Origin of the sequence: Streptococcus sp. HMSC076C08, assembly GCF_001810825.1 — a bacterium.
In the GTDB taxonomy this organism is placed as follows: domain Bacteria; phylum Bacillota; class Bacilli; order Lactobacillales; family Streptococcaceae; genus Streptococcus.
Map to the genome: position 1 here is coordinate 197134 of NZ_KV802736.1, position 17066 is coordinate 214199.

At 43.8% G+C, this 17066-nt stretch carries 14 protein-coding genes; 1 reads left to right on the plus strand and 13 read right to left on the minus strand.

Annotated elements, in window-relative coordinates:
* Positions 1–31: 31 nt before the first annotated feature.
* Positions 32–1312 carry a glycoside hydrolase family 125 protein gene (locus HMPREF2766_RS09275; protein ID WP_070569510.1) on the minus strand — a complete coding sequence of 427 codons (1281 nt, stop codon included), beginning with the start codon at positions 1310–1312 and terminating at the stop codon, positions 32–34.
* A gap of 170 nt (positions 1313–1482) precedes the next feature.
* Between HMPREF2766_RS09275 and HMPREF2766_RS09280 the strand changes: the two genes are divergently transcribed.
* On the plus strand, positions 1483–3570 hold the full coding sequence (locus HMPREF2766_RS09280; protein ID WP_070569512.1) for a GH92 family glycosyl hydrolase: 2088 nt from the start codon (positions 1483–1485) through the stop codon (positions 3568–3570).
* 36 nt (positions 3571–3606) lie between these two features.
* On the opposite strand, the gene HMPREF2766_RS09285 is transcribed toward HMPREF2766_RS09280, so the two are convergent.
* The 12 genes from HMPREF2766_RS09285 to HMPREF2766_RS09340 all read right to left on the minus strand — a co-directional run bounded on the left by HMPREF2766_RS09285 (position 3607) and on the right by HMPREF2766_RS09340 (position 17006).
* On the minus strand, positions 3607–5286 hold the full coding sequence (locus tag HMPREF2766_RS09285) for an alpha-L-fucosidase (RefSeq protein WP_070569627.1): 1680 nt from the start codon (positions 5284–5286) through the stop codon (positions 3607–3609).
* A 532-nt stretch (positions 5287–5818) separates the two neighbouring features.
* On the minus strand, positions 5819–7324 hold the full coding sequence (locus HMPREF2766_RS09290; RefSeq protein WP_070569515.1) for a zinc ABC transporter substrate-binding protein AdcA: 1506 nt from the start codon (positions 7322–7324) through the stop codon (positions 5819–5821).
* A gap of 9 nt (positions 7325–7333) precedes the next feature.
* Positions 7334–8140, minus strand: a complete 807-nt coding sequence (locus HMPREF2766_RS09295; protein ID WP_000950023.1) for a metal ABC transporter permease — start codon at positions 8138–8140, stop codon at positions 7334–7336.
* On the minus strand, positions 8133–8837 hold the full coding sequence (locus tag HMPREF2766_RS09300; protein ID WP_070569518.1) for a metal ABC transporter ATP-binding protein: 705 nt from the start codon (positions 8835–8837) through the stop codon (positions 8133–8135). Before HMPREF2766_RS09300 ends, HMPREF2766_RS09295 begins: the two co-directional genes overlap by 8 nt.
* A complete protein-coding gene (gene adcR, locus HMPREF2766_RS09305; protein WP_001249325.1) occupies positions 8837–9277 on the minus strand; it encodes a zinc-dependent transcriptional regulator AdcR in 441 nt (146 codons plus the stop codon). Before adcR ends, HMPREF2766_RS09300 begins: the two co-directional genes overlap by 1 nt.
* A 148-nt stretch (positions 9278–9425) precedes the next feature.
* Positions 9426–11477 carry a cell surface ecto-5'-nucleotidase Nt5e gene (nt5e, locus tag HMPREF2766_RS09310; protein ID WP_070569521.1) on the minus strand — a complete coding sequence of 684 codons (2052 nt, stop codon included), beginning with the start codon at positions 11475–11477 and terminating at the stop codon, positions 9426–9428.
* Positions 11478–11619: 142 nt separating this feature from the next.
* Positions 11620–12888, minus strand: coding sequence for a D-alanyl-lipoteichoic acid biosynthesis protein DltD (gene dltD / locus HMPREF2766_RS09315; RefSeq protein ID WP_070569524.1), 1269 nt, complete (start codon positions 12886–12888; stop codon positions 11620–11622).
* On the minus strand, positions 12881–13120 hold the full coding sequence (gene dltC, locus HMPREF2766_RS09320; RefSeq protein ID WP_000351972.1) for a D-alanine--poly(phosphoribitol) ligase subunit DltC: 240 nt from the start codon (positions 13118–13120) through the stop codon (positions 12881–12883). Before dltC ends, dltD begins: the two co-directional genes overlap by 8 nt.
* Positions 13121–13133: 13 nt before the next feature.
* Positions 13134–14378, minus strand: a complete 1245-nt coding sequence (dltB, locus tag HMPREF2766_RS09325) for a D-alanyl-lipoteichoic acid biosynthesis protein DltB (RefSeq protein WP_070569527.1) — start codon at positions 14376–14378, stop codon at positions 13134–13136.
* Positions 14375–15925, minus strand: coding sequence for a D-alanine--poly(phosphoribitol) ligase subunit DltA (dltA, locus tag HMPREF2766_RS09330; RefSeq protein ID WP_070569530.1), 1551 nt, complete (start codon positions 15923–15925; stop codon positions 14375–14377). Before dltA ends, dltB begins: the two co-directional genes overlap by 4 nt.
* Positions 15926–15945: 20 nt before the next feature.
* Positions 15946–16077 (minus strand): teichoic acid D-Ala incorporation-associated protein DltX, encoded by a 132-nt coding sequence (locus HMPREF2766_RS09335; RefSeq protein ID WP_008276434.1) that lies wholly within the window; start codon positions 16075–16077, stop codon positions 15946–15948.
* Positions 16078–16301: 224 nt separating this feature from the next.
* Entirely contained in the window at positions 16302–17006 is a 705-nt protein-coding gene (locus HMPREF2766_RS09340) for an MIP/aquaporin family protein (protein WP_070569533.1), read from the minus strand.
* Positions 17007–17066: the final 60 nt, after the last annotated feature.

The following is a 17066-nucleotide window of genomic DNA, read 5'->3' on the forward strand; positions in this document are numbered from 1 at the left end:
TGATATGGTTTGAAGAGATTTTCGAAGAGTATTAGCGAATATCCAGATAATCCAAGACTAATTCACAGAACATCATGTTGGCCCAAGAGAACCATTCACGTGAGTAGAGCGTTGGGTCATCCACGTGGAAGCTTTCATGCATAACACCTGTTCCACCATCGCAGGCAACCAGCTGATCCAGCAAGTATTTTTTCTCTGCCTTATCTCTTGTTGTCAAACCTTGGATAGAAAGGGCAATGGGCCAGATATAGCGATAGAAGGTATGAGAACTTCCGAGACCACTAGCATATTCACCTTGGTAGAAATATGGATTTTCAGGGCTCAGAATGGTACGGCGTGTGGCTTGATACACTTCGTCTTCAATGTCGCAATAGCCCAGATAAGGCGCAGCCAGCAGACTCGGTACATTTGGATCATCCATGATGCTAGCATTTCCTAGGCCATCCACTTCAAAGGCGTAAATCTTTTCACCCTTGCTGTTGGAGGTATAAGCGTAGTTTTCGATTCCTTCTTGAATCTCAGCTTGCAGACGTTTAGCGTCTGCCACGATGTTTTGGCTATCAGCTAGGTCTAGTTCTGCAAAGATTTCTTGCACATAGCCCAAGACGACTACGGCAAACATATTGGACGGAATCAAATAGCTATACTGGCAGCAGTCATCACTCGGACGAAAGGCTGACCAGGTCATACCTGTCACTGCAAAGTCAGGTCCAAATCCATCATTTACCAAGGTATCTTCCTTGCGGTCTGTATCCCGAACAAAACGATAAGGAGAATTCTTGTGGTCTTGTTCCACCATCCACAGATGAAGAATTTCCTTGGTCGCTGCGACAAAAGTCTCATCAAATTGACTGGTCTCGCCAGTCTCTTTCCAAAGGAGATAAGCCAACTGCAAAGGATAGCAAAGCGAGTCCACCTCGTACTTGCGTTCCCAAATCCAACCATTAAGGTCGGTATGGTCAGTCTCGTGGTGGCCCTTCCAGTTTTCCTCAATGTTAAAGGAGTTGGCATACGGATCTTTGAGTACTAGGGTCATTTGACGCTTGACCAAACCTGCAATGGTCTGACGCAAGAGAGGATCTTTTTTTGCCACATGCAGGTAGGGTCTGAGTTGGGCTGTCGAATCCCGAAGCCACATGGCAGGAATATCCCCTGTCAGTACAAAGGTCGAGCCATCTTCGAGGATTTCAACTGTATTGTCCAAGGTGTCTGTATAGCAACGCTCGAAGACATCCACCCACTCCGGATGGTCCTTGACCCGCTCTGCTACTTCATCCAGCCATTCTCTAACAATTTCTTTCGAATAAATCATCGTGCAGTTTCCTCTTTCAAACAAGTTTCATGTTCAGTATATAGTTTTTGAGACAGAAAATACATACACAAATGATAGTCATTTTTCTACAAAATTGCTTACTTTCGAACCCCATATCTAAAGGTCTCATTTTTCTGATATAATGTAGAAAAACAGCTAAAGGAAATACCATGAAACCACTACTTGAAACCATCGATACCCGCTTTGGTACTGCTAGCAAGCATGCCTTCTCTCGGGGAAATACCCTGCCTTACACAGGCGTGCCTTTTGGGATGAATTATTTTGTGCCCCAGACCAGCGATCAGGAGGGAGCTTGGTTTTTCGATCCGCATCTGCCCATTTTTCAGGGGATTCGATTAACTCACCAGCCCAGCCCTTGGATTGGGGACTACTCTTGGCTCCTTCTGACACCTGTCACAGGTCAGCTTGGGGGAGACCGTCTCTTTCACCGCCAGTCTTCTTATGATATAGATAAAGCTTGCTTCCAGCCTCACTATTTGAAACTCTTTTCTCTGCGCTATCAGATTGAAACCCAGCTCACACCGACTTGCTATGGCGCTTCTATTCGTTTGGAACAAAAGCAAGGCAAAAACCTCTCCCTCTATCTTCACGTAGCAGATGAACTGACCGTAGAGCAAGTAGATAAGCGGACTCTTGTCCTAAGACAAGAAGGCAAAACTGAGACCAATAAAAATCCACTGATACTCTTCACCGCCCTACAAATAAATACGGATATTCTTGCTGTCAACCAAGAAAGCGGAAACTGGCGGATTGACTTCGCAAATAGCCATGCCGAGATTCAACTAGCGACTTCCTTTATTTCTCCTTCTCAAGCGCTGCTCAATCTACCTCAAACGGACTTCGATAGCTGTAAAGAAAATGCACAAGCGGACTGGGAAAATCTCCTCCATCGTTTTGATATTATGGAGACAGGAAAAGCTGACCGAACCTTCTTTGATCACTGCCTTTACAGACTCTTCCTCTTCCCACAGACTTTTTATGAGGTTAATGAATCAGGGCAAGCCATTCACATGGACCTGACTACTGGTACTGTCAAACCCGGCGTCCTCTTTAGCAACAATGGTTTCTGGGATACCTTCCGCACCACCTTCCCCCTCTTTGCCCTTATCATACCGGAGCACTATCACCACTTTTTAGAAGGTTTCCTCAATAGCTACCACGATACTGGATTCCTGCCAAAATGGCTGGCCCCAGATGAACGTGGCATGATGCCTGGTACCCTGCTAGATGGCGTTATCGCAGATAGCGCCTGCAAGGATATGGCCCCCGACTTGGAAGAAGAACTCCTCCAAGCCATGCTTGAAACAGCCACCAAATCCGACCCTCTCGGCATCAATGGCCGCCACGGACTAGCCCAATACCAAGAACTTGGCTACCTCTCTACCGACCACCACGAAAGCGTCAGCCACACCCTAGACTACGCCTATAGTGATTTTTGCATCGCCAGCTGTGCCGAAAAACTAGGTCAGAATGACATCGCGGAAACTTATAGAACTGCGTCTCAAAATTACCGTCATCTATTTGATGCTGAAACAGGTTACATGCGAGCGCGTGATTATCAAGGAAACTTCCGCCCTGACTTCTCTCCCTATAGTTGGGGACGCGACTACGCCGAATGCTCTGCCATTCAAGCGACTTTAGGCGTCCTCCATGACATCCCAGGCTTAATCCAGCTTATGGGTGGAAAAGAAGCCTTCAGCAATTATCTTTTGAAAGCCTGTCAGGACGCTCCTCTCTTTGAAACCACCGGCTATGGTTACGAGATTCATGAAATGAGCGAGATGGCAACAGCTCCCTTTGGACAACTCGCCATCTCTAACCAGCCTAGCTTCCACATTCCATATCTCTTTCGCTACAGCAACCACCCAGACTACACTGCCCTTCTCATCAAGACCTTGCGTCAAAAAGCCTTTCACCCCAGCTGGCAAGCCTATCCTGGCGATGAGGACAATGGCAGTCTCTCTGCTTGGTATATCTGGTCAGCTCTGGGATTCTACCCAACCTGTCCAGGCAAACCAAGTTACGATCTCGGAATTCCTCTCTTTGACCATCTCCGTATCTACCTGGCTAAGGAAAATAAATGGCTGGATATCCATGCCAAGCAAAACCACAGCCACTTCAACTTTGTCAAAGAATGCCGATTGGACAAGACCATAGTATCTAGCCTTCAACACCAAGACCTCTTGAAAGCTGAGCAACTGACCTTCACCCTCAGCTGGCTACCAAATCACTCCTAACCAAAAGAACCTTTGCATCGCGCAAAGGTTCTTCTTTTATGAAACTTGGACCTGAAGCTGGTCAACCAGCTGACCATCTACTGTCAAATTCAGATAAAAATCTAAGCTTTTATCTCCTGCAAAATACAAGGTTGGTAGCGTTAGCCTTTTTTCAGTCTCACCAGCTTGAAACGTAAGGACTTGAATCTCGTCCCGATAGGCGACACCATGCACACCTGTCCCTGGTTGAATCGAAATCTTAGCTTCTAAAGGACTGCTAAATTCTATGCGCTTCACTGTAAAGTAGACATTTTCTCCCTTGGTCACAGCTAGACTTTTTTCTGAAAACTCTAGTTGCTGAACAGTTTCTTTTTTCGACAAGGTAGGTGTTTTATAGAGTGAAATCTTGGTCAACAAAGGCAAAGCCTGTGCCTCTGTAATGGTCACGCGTATCTTCTGCGCCTCAACGACTGATCCTCGTAAGAGACGTTTGTAGCCAACAGTATAACCAGAGCCAAACTCCTGCCAGACGCCATCCAACTCTACCTGAACATGGAAAGCAGCGATGCGTTGCCCCAGCTTCAAATCTTCTCTTAACTCAATCACATCAAAAGTTTTAGGTGATCCTAAATCGAGCTCTAATTGGATTGGCAACTCTGCATCACTTGCCCAAGAACTAGCCTCCAGTCCATCTGTCAGATGATGACAAGCAAAGTCTGATGATAGAGCCGGACCAGATACCTTGGCTCCCAAAGCCAAATCCTCTTTATAGAGTTCGTCACGGTAGACAGCAAATTCATACAGTCGCCGGATATCTTTTTCGTCAAAGAGGCCATCTTGGTTCGGTGGGATATTAAGCAAGAGTGGAGTTCCCCGCCCTACCGAGTGAAAGTAGATTTCGACCAACTCCTCGAGAGACTTGGGGTCCTGATCCTCATGGTAAAACCAGCCCGGCCGAAGAGAAACATCTGCCTCACCGATTGAAAATAGCGTCCCAAAGGGGTCTCCTTGCTGTAGATAATCTAATTCCGCCTCTGTTCCTAACTGGTCTGGCTTGACTTTTTGCCACAAGGGATCCCCTGCATAGCCTCGTTCATTTCCAATCCAGCGAATACTAGTTCCCTCAGTTGAGAAAATCAAACAATCGCCCTGCAAGTCACGAATGGTTTCAAACCAAGTCTCAAACTCATAGTTGACTTGCTGGGCCCCTTCTCCTCGAGCACCATCTATCCACACCTCAGTGAACTTACCGACATTCCCATAGGCAGGATTTGACAAAATTTCCTTCAATTGAGCCAGATAGTAGGCATTGTAGTCCGCTTCTCGGTCCACGTGATAGAGGGAACTGTGAGCATCCCAAGGAGACAAATACACTCCCAAATCCATGTCAAACTCAGTCGCAGCTTGGGAAACCTCAAGGAGCAAGTCCCCCTTTCCATCCCTCCAAGGGCTAGCCTTGACCGAATAGTCTGTATGGGCTGTCGGGTAGAGCACAAAACCATCATGGTGCTTAACCACCAAAATCAGTTTTTTAAAACCCGTTTCTTTGAGTACCCGAACCCATTCACGCGCATCCAACTTAGTCGGGTTAAAACGCATAGGATCCTCTTGCCCACTTCCCCATTCCTGGTCATAAAAGGTATTGGGACCAAAATGGATAAAGGCAGCTAGTTCATCCTCTAAATAAGCTAGCTGGGTCTGACTTGGTAATGGTCCATGCGGCTTTATTTTCGTCATCATCTCATATCTCTTTCTCTGATTATTTCTCTTGTTCCCAAAGTTATCCACAGGTTGTGGATAAGAAAACCTGCCTAAAGACTAGTTTTTTCAGTCTCTAGCTCACCTGTCACCCTAAACAGACCTTTATCAAATAGCTCTGTACTAGGGTTTATACTAGCTTTCCAGAAATTCACTAACATACGGAACTATTTTCAGGATACTTCAACACCCTGAGTTGTATGTCATTTTCCCCTAGACTTATCCACAGACTGTGAATAAACTATTGTTCCGGACTGCTCTCTCCTTGACTATAACAAAAAGCGATAGTAGCGTCAATATGACGAAGATTCCTTCCTAAATCCCCTGAAAAGATTCTATAATTTGTACAATCGTAGCTTTTGCATTCGTCAGCTAGTGAGAATCAGCCAGTAGAAAATGACTTCTTTATCACATTCTGAACAGCTCAGCTGTAGTGCTATTACGGCCACAACCTACTCAGATAATCGTTTCTAGCAAAAAATCCCGCAGATTTGCGGGATCTTCTCTTGCATCAATGCGCCAACATTTCTTGGGCAATTTCTTGGCCAGATAGGTTATCTGGATAGTAGGTTGGCCAGTTATCCATCTCTTCAAAGAGGGCTTCTTGGCTAGTACCTCCAAAGAAGATATGGAAATGTTCTGCCTTGACTGGGGCGATATTGTGGTCACTAAACTGAACGTACTTGAACTGTCCAGCATCCGCATCTGTCGCTTCAAAGAGGAAGCGCACGCCACGATTGCCTTTCTTATAAGTCAAGATTTTCTTGCCGACATACTTGTAGGTGAATTTCTTGCTTTGGCCACCTTGAACAAATTCCATAGTATTATCCGTAATGTTGATTTTAGTCACATCTGTCTGATAGCCTTTTCTATAGTAGGCCTTGTACTCATCCTTGGTCATCTTGCCAGTCAACTTAGCCTTGTAGTCAAAGACTTGATCAAAGGTTCCATCCTCAAGGAAAGGATAAACTGACTGCCAGTTGCCTACATAGTCACTCAAGGTACGGTCTTTGACATCTGCATCCTCAAAGTAACCATTGTGAACTGTCTTGGTATTTTCTTCCTTCTCTGGCTCGATTTCTGGTCCTTCTTGGTCCGTTGTCTGCTTCAAAGCCTTGAGGTTTTTCTCCATCACGGAGATATAGTCCTCACCAGCCTTGGTTGCTTCTTCTGTCAAACTTTCTAGCGGATTGAGCACGTCTAGTTTGACACCTGTTTCTTTGGAAAGGGTATTGGCAAGGGCTTGAGAGGCATTCTCTTCAAAGTAGATATAAGAAATCTTGTTTTTCTTGATATACTCTGTCAATTCTGCTAAACGTGCAGCTGATGGTTCTGCATCTGGTGAGAGACCTGAGATGGATACTTGCTTGAGACCGTAGTCCAAAGCCAAGTATCGGAAGGCTGCGTGCTGGGTCACAAAACTCTTTTGTTTAGCTTGAGACAAGCCATCTGTATAGGCCTTGTCCAAGGCTTGCAATTTTTCGATATAGGCAGCCGCATTCTTCTCAAAAGTCTCTTTTTTATCAGGATAATCTGCTGACAAGCTGTCACGGATATGCTCTACCAGTTTGATGGCGCGTGCTGGTGAAAGCCAAACGTGGGGATCGTAGTCGTGATGGTGACCCTCACCACCATGATCATGCCCTTCCTCTTCTTCCTCACCACCTGGCAAGAGGAGCATATCACCTGTCGCCTTGATGGTTTTCACTTTTTTCTTATCCAAGGATTCTAGTAATTTTGGAACCCAAGTTTCCATATTTTCATTTTCATAGACAAAGGTATCTGCATCTTGGATTTTAGCAACTGCCTTAGCAGACGGTTCATATTCATGGGGTTCTGTACCAGCACCGATTAGAAGTTCTACATTAGCGGTATCTCCTGCGACTTGTTTGGTAAATTCGTAGACAGGGTAAAAGGTTGTCACGATATTTAGCTTCCCATCTGCCTGCTTTTGATTGGAACAAGCCACTAAAAACAAGGCACATAGACTAGCTAGTAGTATGCTCAGTTTTTTCATTTCATTCTCCTATTTGATAAAACGTTTCAGTAGACTGACTAACAAAAAGACAGCTACAAAGATAATGGTGATACTAGCGCTGGCAGGTGTTTCCGCATAGTAGGAAATATAGAGACCTGCCACCATTCCCAAAAAGCCAATAGCGCTGGCTAGTAACATAACGGATTTAAAGTTTTTCCCCAGACGCAGGGCAATACTAGCCGGCAAGACCATAATGGTCGATACCAAAAGGGCTCCTGCCGCTGGTATCATAAGGGCAATGGCCACCCCTGTCACCATGTTAAAAAGAATAGACATGGTACGAACTGGAAGTCCATCTACAAAGGCCGTGTCCTCATCAAAAGTCAGGATATACATTGGTCGCAAGAACAAGAAAGTCAAGAGTAAAACGACCGCCGCAATAGCAAAGAGGAATATCACCTGCTCCTGGCTAATGGTCACAATCGAACCAAAGAGATACTGGTCCAAACTCATGGAACTCGAACTTTTTCCCTTACTCATCACAATAAGGGAGACTGCAAGCCCTGTAGACATGAGGATGGCAGTTCCGATTTCCATAAAGTTCTTATAGACTGTACGGAGATACTCTAGAAAGACCGCAGCGATCAAGACGATAGCAATGGTTGAAATAGTTGGAGAAATCCCCAAAACCAGACCAAAGGCTACACCAGACAAAGAAACGTGGCTGAGTGTATCACTCATGAGACTCTGACGACGTAAGATAAGGAAGGTCCCGAGAACTGGAGAAAAGAGACTCATGGCAATGACCGCCAAGAAGGCACGCTGCATGAAGTCATAGGATAACAAACTAAGCATGGTCCACCTCCTGGTCGCTTTCGTGAACATTGAAACAACGCCACGGCGAGTCTTGATTGCGCACTAGATGGATATTGCGATCCGCATAGTCCTTGACCTCCTCAGGGTCATGGGTAATCATCAAAACAGCCTTGCCATGATGGTGGGCACTATGGTGCATGAGTTCGTAAAATTCATTTTTACTCCCTGCATCCATCCCTGTCGTCGGCTCATCTAGGACAAAGATATCTGGGTCAGAAGCAAACATCCGAGCAATCACTGCTCGTTGCTTTTGCCCTCCCGAAAGGGAGCCAATTCGTTTGTCACGGTGTTCCCACATACCAACTGAGTCTAGACTGGCCTTGATATGCTCCTCATCATGGGCGTTCAAACGACGAAACCAACCCTTTCGCGGATAGCGACCCGACTTGACAAATTCATAAACTGTACTTGGAAATCCAGCATTAAAACTGGCAATCTGCTGGGGAAGATAAGCTATCCTAAGCTTTTTCCCATGAGTGTTTGTCTTTGAGACGGTTACCTTGCCAAATCTCGGCTGCAAGATGCCTAGACTAGCCTTGATCAGCGTCGTCTTGGCAGCTCCATTTTCACCAGTCAAGGTGACAAACTCCCCGCTATCAACACTGTAGTTGATGTGCTCGAGGACAGGCTCTTTGTCATAATAGAAAGACAAGTCCTCTACTGTAATATACCGCATTATTTGATTTCTCCTACTAAAGCAGTTAAAAACCGCTGGATGACTTCTTGTTCATTTGGAGTAAACTGATTTGCTACTTGTTCATAGGCTGAGAGCGTGTGTTCATGATGATGGTGGTGTTCTGCCGCTACTGGTCGAGCTAGCTCTGTCAGTTGATAAAAGATCACACGCGCATCCTTGGGATCTCTGGATGTCTCTAACATACCCTCTTTGACCAAAGACTTGATAGCCTTGGTCACTGCCGCCTGACTGACATTGAGGCGACGGGCTAACTCCGAGTTGGTTAAGGATTCTTCTGACAAGAGCATGAGGATGTGTTCCTGAGTATTGGTCAAGGCTACATCACTGGTACAATGCCCGATCAGAATTTCATGCTGGTTCTCAGATCTCAAGATCACCTCGTTTAAAAAGTTATCGATTTCCTGTGCAAGCTGTCTCATGTGTTACTCCTTCCCAAGCTATCTTTTCGTAAAAAAAATTAGATAGGCACCGATTCTTTACTGGTTAATTATATCATAAACCAAAAAAGAGTCAAGGGAAAAAGGCGTAAAAACGTTTCCCTAGACTCTTCTAGATATGAAATTTAACCTATTTTAGCTTTGGTTTTCGACTCGATAAGATACCTGCCAAACCAGCAACCATTCCCATCAAGAGCAAGAAGATGGACTGTTCACTTCCTGTATTTGGGAGGGCTTTTTCTGAGACAACTGCCTTCTTGCTAAATTGACCTGCCACCTCATAAGTCAATGGCACATTTGTAGTCGCATCGTTAGCAGCTGCATTCGTTTGAGGTGTTTCTACTGGTAGACTAAAAGTTGTAGAGTCCACAGAAATCGTCCGTGAGTTCGGATTGATCTTTTCATACTGGGTCAAATCAGCAGTTTTCAGATACTCTTCAAAGGCTGCATCCATAGAAGGACCTTCTTCACGCGCACCACCCAACATCGTGTAGCCATCACCACCCGCAGCTAGGAAATCATTGGTTGCAAGATAGTAAGTTTTTGCGAGGTCTAGGAGATCATAACGACCAGTCGTGCGGTTTTTGACCTGGATAGCCAAGACACGTTTACCTGATGGTAGGTTGGTATCATAGTAGACCTTCACACCTGAAACTTGCAAGAAGCCACCACTTGGTTCTAGCAATGGTTGCCCGTTCTCATCCAAGACCTTCTTGCCATCCTTATCGACCTGCAAGATAGATCCGAGTGACTTTTCAAACATATCCAATACTTGTTGCCCCGTCACTTGGATTTGTGAGATGGTATTTCCAAATGGAAGAACGGCAATGACATTTCCTTTAGTGATCGGTTTGCCTTTTGCAATGGTTTCACGCAAGCCACCACCATTTGTCACAGCGATGTCTGTCGGATGGCTAAATCCTGTCTGACCGTACTGATAGAGGGAGTCTGCTACGACGTTTCCGAGGTTGGTTTCACGAACCCGAACATTTTCACGATCTCCGTTGAGTTCCACAGGGCTGTTTGAGACAATCTCAACAGCATTTTCAGCATCGTATTTTTGTTTAATGTCTTTGACTAGTTTTTCAACTGTAGGATTAGCTGGTAATTTTTTAGCATCAGCAGCCGGAATCTGAGTTGGATTGCCCAAAAGCTGACGTGATTTGTAGGTGATTTTTCCTACATTATGAAGGTAGCTTCCCGTCTGGTTATAGGTAACATTATCTCCATAGGTCGTTGATTCTACTGTATGAGAGTGACCGTCGATTACTGTTACGCGTTTCCCTTTCAAACGAGGATTTTTAGAGAGAGCTTCTGCCAAGGTTGAACCACGCCACTCGACTGGAGTTGTGGTATCTACACCCAAGTGAGCAAGCACAACATAGTGTTTGTAGTCCTTACCTTCTGCACGAGCCTTGGCTTGAACTTCTTCGATGACCTTATTGACTTCAGAGATTGGATCTGTAAAAGTTACCCCTTTAATGTTTTTAGGGTGGGTTTTTGTAGCAGTTTCAGGTGTTGTCACGCCGATTACAACAAACTCATCACCTTCCACAGTCTTATCTTTATCAACGATTGTGGAAGCTTCAAAGAGACGAGCACCATTGACGTAGGTATTTGAACTAAGTAATGGGAATTTCAAGATTTCCTTGTATTTTTTAACTTCATCAAGACCAAAGTCAAACTCATGGTTTCCTACTGCCATGGCATCATACTGCATCTGATTGAGAATTTCAGCGCGTGCTTCACCCTTAGTAGAGTTGGAAATCGGTAAACCTTGGAAAGCGTCTCCCGCGTCAACAACCAGAGTATTTTGATTTGATTTTGCACGCTCCTGCTCAATGACAGTCGCTAACTTGGCATCTCCAATTACTCCTTTTTCCTCTACAATACGACCATGGACATCATTAGTGTGTAAGATAACGGTGTCCTTTTCTTCGCTTTTAGGAGATTCAGCAGGAGCTGACGGAGTTTCTGCAGGTGCAACCGCTTCTGAAGTTTCCGAAGTTTCCGGTACCGCAGGGCTCTCAACAGGAGCTGGAGTCGCCGACGTAGCAGGAGTCGCTACAACAGCTGAACTTTCTGCAGGAGTTGTTGCTTCTTCAGCGTATACTTGTCCAGCTAAGAAGGCTGGAGCTAACAGGGCTGTCGATAAGACAGGTAACAAAGAACGTTTGTTCATTTTAAAATCCCTTTCTTTTCTTTTTCTCTTTTATATTATACGCTATTTCTAAAAATTTTGAAACTTTTGACCTATTTTTATCTTAAATATTCGCCATTTAAACAAAAAAGCTTGGGTTTAAATCCCAAACTTTTAACTCATTTTATTGGAAATCTTTGATGTTCCCATCATAGGTCGCCCAGTCCTTGCTAAAGAAGCGGTCATTCATCTTATAGTCTGGAGCTGGAGTCGGATCCGTCAAGAAGGGATTGACAACCTTATCAAAAGCTAGCCAACCTAACCATCCTAGATGAATGGTATCCTTAACAAAATAAGGGTCCCCTCCATTTTTTGAAAAATCAGCAATATTGGTAAAACCCTGACTTTCTAATTGGTAACGAATTTTCTCCACTGCATGCTGGTACATCTCTTCACTGAGCCCTGTGTACTCCATCCACTTCTTGTTAACCGGCTGAATGACAAAGAGCACATTGACATTCGACTTAGCAAATTGATTGAGGACCAGCTGCAAATCATTGTACTCAGAGGACTTGAGGAAGTTGTAATTTTTTTGATACCCTTCCCATTTTTTTAAATCCTTTTGAATCTCTCTCGTATAGAAATGATTTTCCATCCCCATATCGTTATTGGTCGTATTTGCTTCTGCGTCCTTACGAACAATTTTTTCTAACTCATCATAAGAAAATTGATCCGGAAGATCTTTTAAATAGTTCTCCACGTGTTCCTTGTACTTGAGTTGTCCTCGAATGGAGAATTGTCCAAAGAGAGCGGATTGTTTTTCGTTGAATCGCGCAAAAATATCAATAGCAACCTGATCAACATCTGATAATTCTTCACCCTTTGACAGTTTTTGAACAATGCTTTTTAATGCAACATTAGGATTCTGCTTTAACAATCGAATAGCCGCATGCTTTGCAGCAATGTCACCAGATTGATTTCCCAAAAAAGCTGTCAATTGGTCGCTGTTAAAAAATCTCTGAAACGCTGCGGGTTCATAATCTGTCTCCGTAAACCACTGAGGCGAAATCACAAATACAGCCTGCTTATTCTCTATTTCTGGCAAAATTTGCTGTAGGCCAAAATATTGATTGAGAGAGGCTGCTCCTGCTTGACCTAGAAAGTAAGGACGATAGGGACGATGGTATTTTTCCGCTAAAACAGCTGGATGGACACTATCAAATCGAATCCATTCACTGGACCCTAGAAAAGGAATAAAACGCATATTTGGATCCGTAAGAGCCCTTACCTTTTGGCTTCTCTCTTTAAAACTCTCTGCACTAACAGAAGCCGCCGAGTATTTTTCCTCCGTTAGATTGTGGCTTGTTGTACTTGGATAAAAAAAGATGAGTAGCAGAACCAAAAACCCAGCAATGAAGATAGGCCCGAAGATCAGCCACAAGCGTTTAAGCATTCTTCAACTCCGTAATACCTTCTACGATTTTATTAGCCGTATTCCAGTCATCACGACCGAACTCCGTCACTGGAACACGAATGTCAAAACGGTTTTCAATCTCAACAATCAATTCAACCGTTCCCATGCTATCCAAGACACCGGCATCAAAAAGATCTTCATCCATCATGTCAGAAACATCTTCCATAAACAACTCATCAATAATTTCAATAACTTCTGATTTGATATCCATTTTTTATATCCTTTTATTTTTTAAACCATAAATCATTCAAAAATCCAGAAAAGATTAAGAATGAAACCATCACGACATGGAAGGTGACAACCATGCCAAGCAACTGAATCCAGCGATTCTCAGGTAAGGAACCCTTTCCAGCTTTTTTCCGTTCTTTATTGAGCGCTTTTTTCTTACGAACCCAAGCGTCATTGATGACCAGCCCAATCCCATGAAAAAGTCCATAGGCGATGTAGTACCAGGTCACACCATGCCAAAATCCCATAATCAGCATATTGAGAATATAGGCTACACTTGAGGTCACATTGCGATTTTTAAAGACCTTCTTTCTGGTCAACACCATAACCATCCGCATAAAGACAAAGTCACGGAACCAGAAAGACAGACTCATGTGCCAGCGATTCCAAAACTCTTTTAAATCCCTTGACAAAAAGGGCTTGTTAAAGTTGATAGGACTATGAATACCCATCAAGTTTGAAATAGCTAAGGCAAACATAGAGTAGCCCGCAAAGTCAAAGAAGAGCTCCAGACCAAAGGTGTACATGACCGCTAAAGCGTAGAGGTTAAAGAAACCACCTGTCTGCAAGGCCAAATTTTTCAGCGGAGGCAATAATGTCTCTCCTAAAATGTGAGCCAAGATAAACTTGTAGAGGAAGCCAAGCATGATATATTTGACAGCCTCTTCTAGCATATCCATCAGCTCATCCCGCTCAGGAATGGTCTCGTAATTTTCATTGAAGCGTTTGAAACGATCAATGGGACCACTTGAGAAAGTCGGCATAAAGAGAAGAAAACGTAAGAATTGCCAAATCGTTAAATCCTTGATGACACCGTCTCTCAACTCAACGATAACCCCAACTGCACGAAAAGTTAAGTAAGAAATCCCTAAAAATCCAAACAAAGATTGAGGTCCATGAATAGCAGGAGATACTTTCACAAAGACGATTGGCAATAGGGATAGAAAGCTAACTAGGTAAAATATCCATTTACTATCCCGTTGTTTCCTGTACCTTTTGTAGAAAGATACAAGCAGCACTTGCCAGATAACATAAAGGATCAAAGCGCTTATTTGATTCGTCTTTCCACCGACCAACATGGTGACGATAAAGAAGAGACTAACGTGCACCTCGTACAAGGCAAAACGTTTCTTGAAAAAAAGACCGATAAAGATAGGTAAAGTTGCAACAATTACGTATAAAAAGTACTGAAGATCACCATAAGGTTCCAAATGAGGTAGCTGTTTATAAAGCTCCATCATCTACTGTTTACCTCGTTAATCAAGCCCTTGATATCAATTTTACCATTAGGCGTTAGTGGTAAACTGTCTCGATAGAGAAACTTAGACGGCATCATATAAGACATCATGATATCAGCCAAGTCTTCCTTGATAGCCTTGGTAATATCGATATCACGCTCAAACTGCTGACGGACACCGTCTTTTAGGATGACATAGGCCAGTAGATTTTGTACCTTGTGGTCCTTGTTATAACGTGGGACAGCAACAGCCGACTCGATAAAGCGAGACTTGTTGAGGTTTTGAGAAACATCTTCAAGCTCAATACGATAACCATTAAACTTAATCTGGAAATCCATGCGTCCACCATAGAGAAGCAATCCCTCATCTGTCATGGTTCCTACATCCCCTGTGTGGTAGGCTGGAAGACCTTCGAACTCAAAGAAAGCTTCTGCTGTTTTTTCAGGATTATTCATATAGCCTTTTGAAACAGCTGGCCCAGAAACAATGATTTCTCCTTGCTCACCATTTGGAACTTTCTTACCTTCCTCATCAATGATAAAGGTTGGAGAATCAGCCTTAGTATAGCCGATTGGCAAGCGTTTGAGAGTCGCCAACATCTCATCAGTGACGGCAACTGCTGACAAAGCTACCGTCGCTTCTGTTGGTCCGTAGGCATTGATAATACGGGCATTTGGGAATCGCTCGCGCAGTTTTTGAGCTGTTTTGACTGTCAATTCTTCACCATCAAAGTAGAAATGCGTGATTCCTGGCATTTTCTCACTGTTAAAGTCTTCTGACAACATGGCCATATCTGCAAAGGATGGTGTTGAGGTCCAGATAGCAATGGGCAAGGAAAAAATCGTCGCAAAGAGTTTTTTGAAGTCCTGAGTAATGGCTGAAGGAAGAGCAAAAAGCGTACCACCCAGTGCTAAGGTTGGCGCCCAGTACATGACAGATAGGTCAAAAGAATAAGGGGGCTGAGCCAGCATTTGTGGACGACTTGGCGTCGCAAATTCCTTGTCTGTAATCATCCAGTTGGTAAAGCTGAGGAGATTGTCATGGGAAATCTGCACTCCTTTAGGCTTACCAGTCGTACCAGAAGTAAAGATAATGTAGTAATTGTCATCTCCCTTGACTGGATGGTTCATCTCGTAGCTAGAAGCTTGAGCAAAAGCTTCATGGACTTGCTCTAAATTCAGTATCGGTACGCTAGTTTGCTCTAATGGAAAATCTGAGATAGCAATAATCAAGCTTGGCTCTGCAACTTCTACGATAGCAGAAACTCGTTCCAAGGCCGAATGGCTATCAATTGGAATGTAGGCATGTCCTGACTTAGTCAACGCTACAAAGGTAGCCAACATCTCATACTCCTGACCACCAAAAACAACGACTGGAGATTTCTCAGGCAAGCCTAGTTGGTCGATAGCTACAGCCAAACTATCCGAATCAGCCTTCAGGTCACCATAAGTATGCTCTTGCCCCAAAACATTGTAAACTGGATAACTGGCTTGTGTCTGAGCAAAGTGCTCAATCGTTTCAATCATATCTTTTATCGGTTTATTAGACACTGTTCCTCTTCTCCTTTAAACTAGAACTCATTATAAATAAAGGTGCCTTGGCTCTGACCAAGGTAACTAAAAAAATAAAGCAAACCAAGCAAGATTACAAAATATAGAGCCGTCCGGCCTAAGAATACATGTAAATTTCGTTGTTTTTTCATAAGCTATCCATTAATATATTGTTTCTATTAACTATCAGTATGTATTGTTAGCATCTTATCTTCCTAACATTTTACCACTTTATCAACCTTTTTTTCAACTGTTTACCATAACTTAAAAATTGGTTTTAGCTTATTTTAAGATAAGTTAAAATATTAATGTTTTGGCCATCAAAAAAGAGCCTGAGATTTCCATCTCAAACTCTGTTGCCAATCACTCTTTTATCTTAGAAAAGTGAAAATACGAGAACTGCTAAGGCCGCACCAACAATAGGTCCTACAACTGGAATCCAAGCATAGGACCAGTCCCCGTCTCCCTTGTTTGGAATTGGCAAGATGCTGTGCATGATACGAGGTCCAAGGTCACGAGCTGGGTTCAAGGCATAACCCGTTGTCCCACCTAGTGAAAGACCGATACCGACAATCAAGGTCCCCACTGCAAAGGTCCCTAATCCTGCCTGAAGGTCATAGAGTCCCAATGCAAATATTGTCAAGAGCAAAACAAAAGTTCCAAGGATTTCGCTGATCAAGTTGGATACTGTGTTCTTGATGGCTGGTCCAGTACTAAAGGTCGCTAGGATATTGCCTGCATTTTCTTCTGCCTCATAATGCGGTTTGAATTGCAACCAAACCAAAATCTGAGCCACCATCGCTCCTGCGAATTGGGCTAGGATATAAGGGAAAACAGAAGCCCAAGAGAGCGTTCCTTTTAAGGCCATAGCAAACGTCACAGCTGGATTTAGGTGGGCTGGACTGAGCGTGCCAGATACAAAGGCCGCAACGGCTACAGCAATTCCCCATCCCATAGTAATCACAATCCATCCTGAATTGTTGCTCTTGGTTTTGGGAAGAACCACACCTGCTACAACTCCATTTCCTAGAAGGATCAGGATTAAGGTCCCCAAAAATTCTCCAAATAATTCTTTCATCATATCTTTGTCTCCATTTAAAAGAAGGGGTGGGCGACAAGGAATGCTGCCCTCCACCTCTTT

What these genes read in the sequence shown, in the direction of transcription:
- HMPREF2766_RS09280 (WP_070569512.1), top strand. Translation starts at nt 1,483, where the DNA reads ATGAAACCACTACTTGAAACCATCGATACCCGCTTTGGTACTGCTAGC.
- HMPREF2766_RS09290 (WP_070569515.1), bottom strand. Translation starts at nt 7,324, where the DNA reads ATGAAAAAACTGAGCATACTACTAGCTAGTCTATGTGCCTTGTTTTTA.
- dltC (WP_000351972.1), bottom strand. Translation starts at nt 13,120, where the DNA reads ATGGATATCAAATCAGAAGTTATTGAAATTATTGATGAGTTGTTTATG.
- nt5e (WP_070569521.1), bottom strand. Translation starts at nt 11,477, where the DNA reads ATGAACAAACGTTCTTTGTTACCTGTCTTATCGACAGCCCTGTTAGCT.
- dltB (WP_070569527.1), bottom strand. Translation starts at nt 14,378, where the DNA reads ATGATGGAGCTTTATAAACAGCTACCTCATTTGGAACCTTATGGTGAT.
- HMPREF2766_RS09300 (WP_070569518.1), bottom strand. Translation starts at nt 8,837, where the DNA reads ATGCGGTATATTACAGTAGAGGACTTGTCTTTCTATTATGACAAAGAG.
- HMPREF2766_RS09275 (WP_070569510.1), bottom strand. Translation starts at nt 1,312, where the DNA reads ATGATTTATTCGAAAGAAATTGTTAGAGAATGGCTGGATGAAGTAGCA.
- HMPREF2766_RS09335 (WP_008276434.1), bottom strand. Translation starts at nt 16,077, where the DNA reads ATGAAAAAACAACGAAATTTACATGTATTCTTAGGCCGGACGGCTCTA.
- HMPREF2766_RS09285 (WP_070569627.1), bottom strand. Translation starts at nt 5,286, where the DNA reads ATGACGAAAATAAAGCCGCATGGACCATTACCAAGTCAGACCCAGCTA.
- HMPREF2766_RS09340 (WP_070569533.1), bottom strand. Translation starts at nt 17,006, where the DNA reads ATGATGAAAGAATTATTTGGAGAATTTTTGGGGACCTTAATCCTGATC.
- HMPREF2766_RS09295 (WP_000950023.1), bottom strand. Translation starts at nt 8,140, where the DNA reads ATGCTTAGTTTGTTATCCTATGACTTCATGCAGCGTGCCTTCTTGGCG.
- dltD (WP_070569524.1), bottom strand. Translation starts at nt 12,888, where the DNA reads ATGCTTAAACGCTTGTGGCTGATCTTCGGGCCTATCTTCATTGCTGGG.
- adcR (WP_001249325.1), bottom strand. Translation starts at nt 9,277, where the DNA reads ATGAGACAGCTTGCACAGGAAATCGATAACTTTTTAAACGAGGTGATC.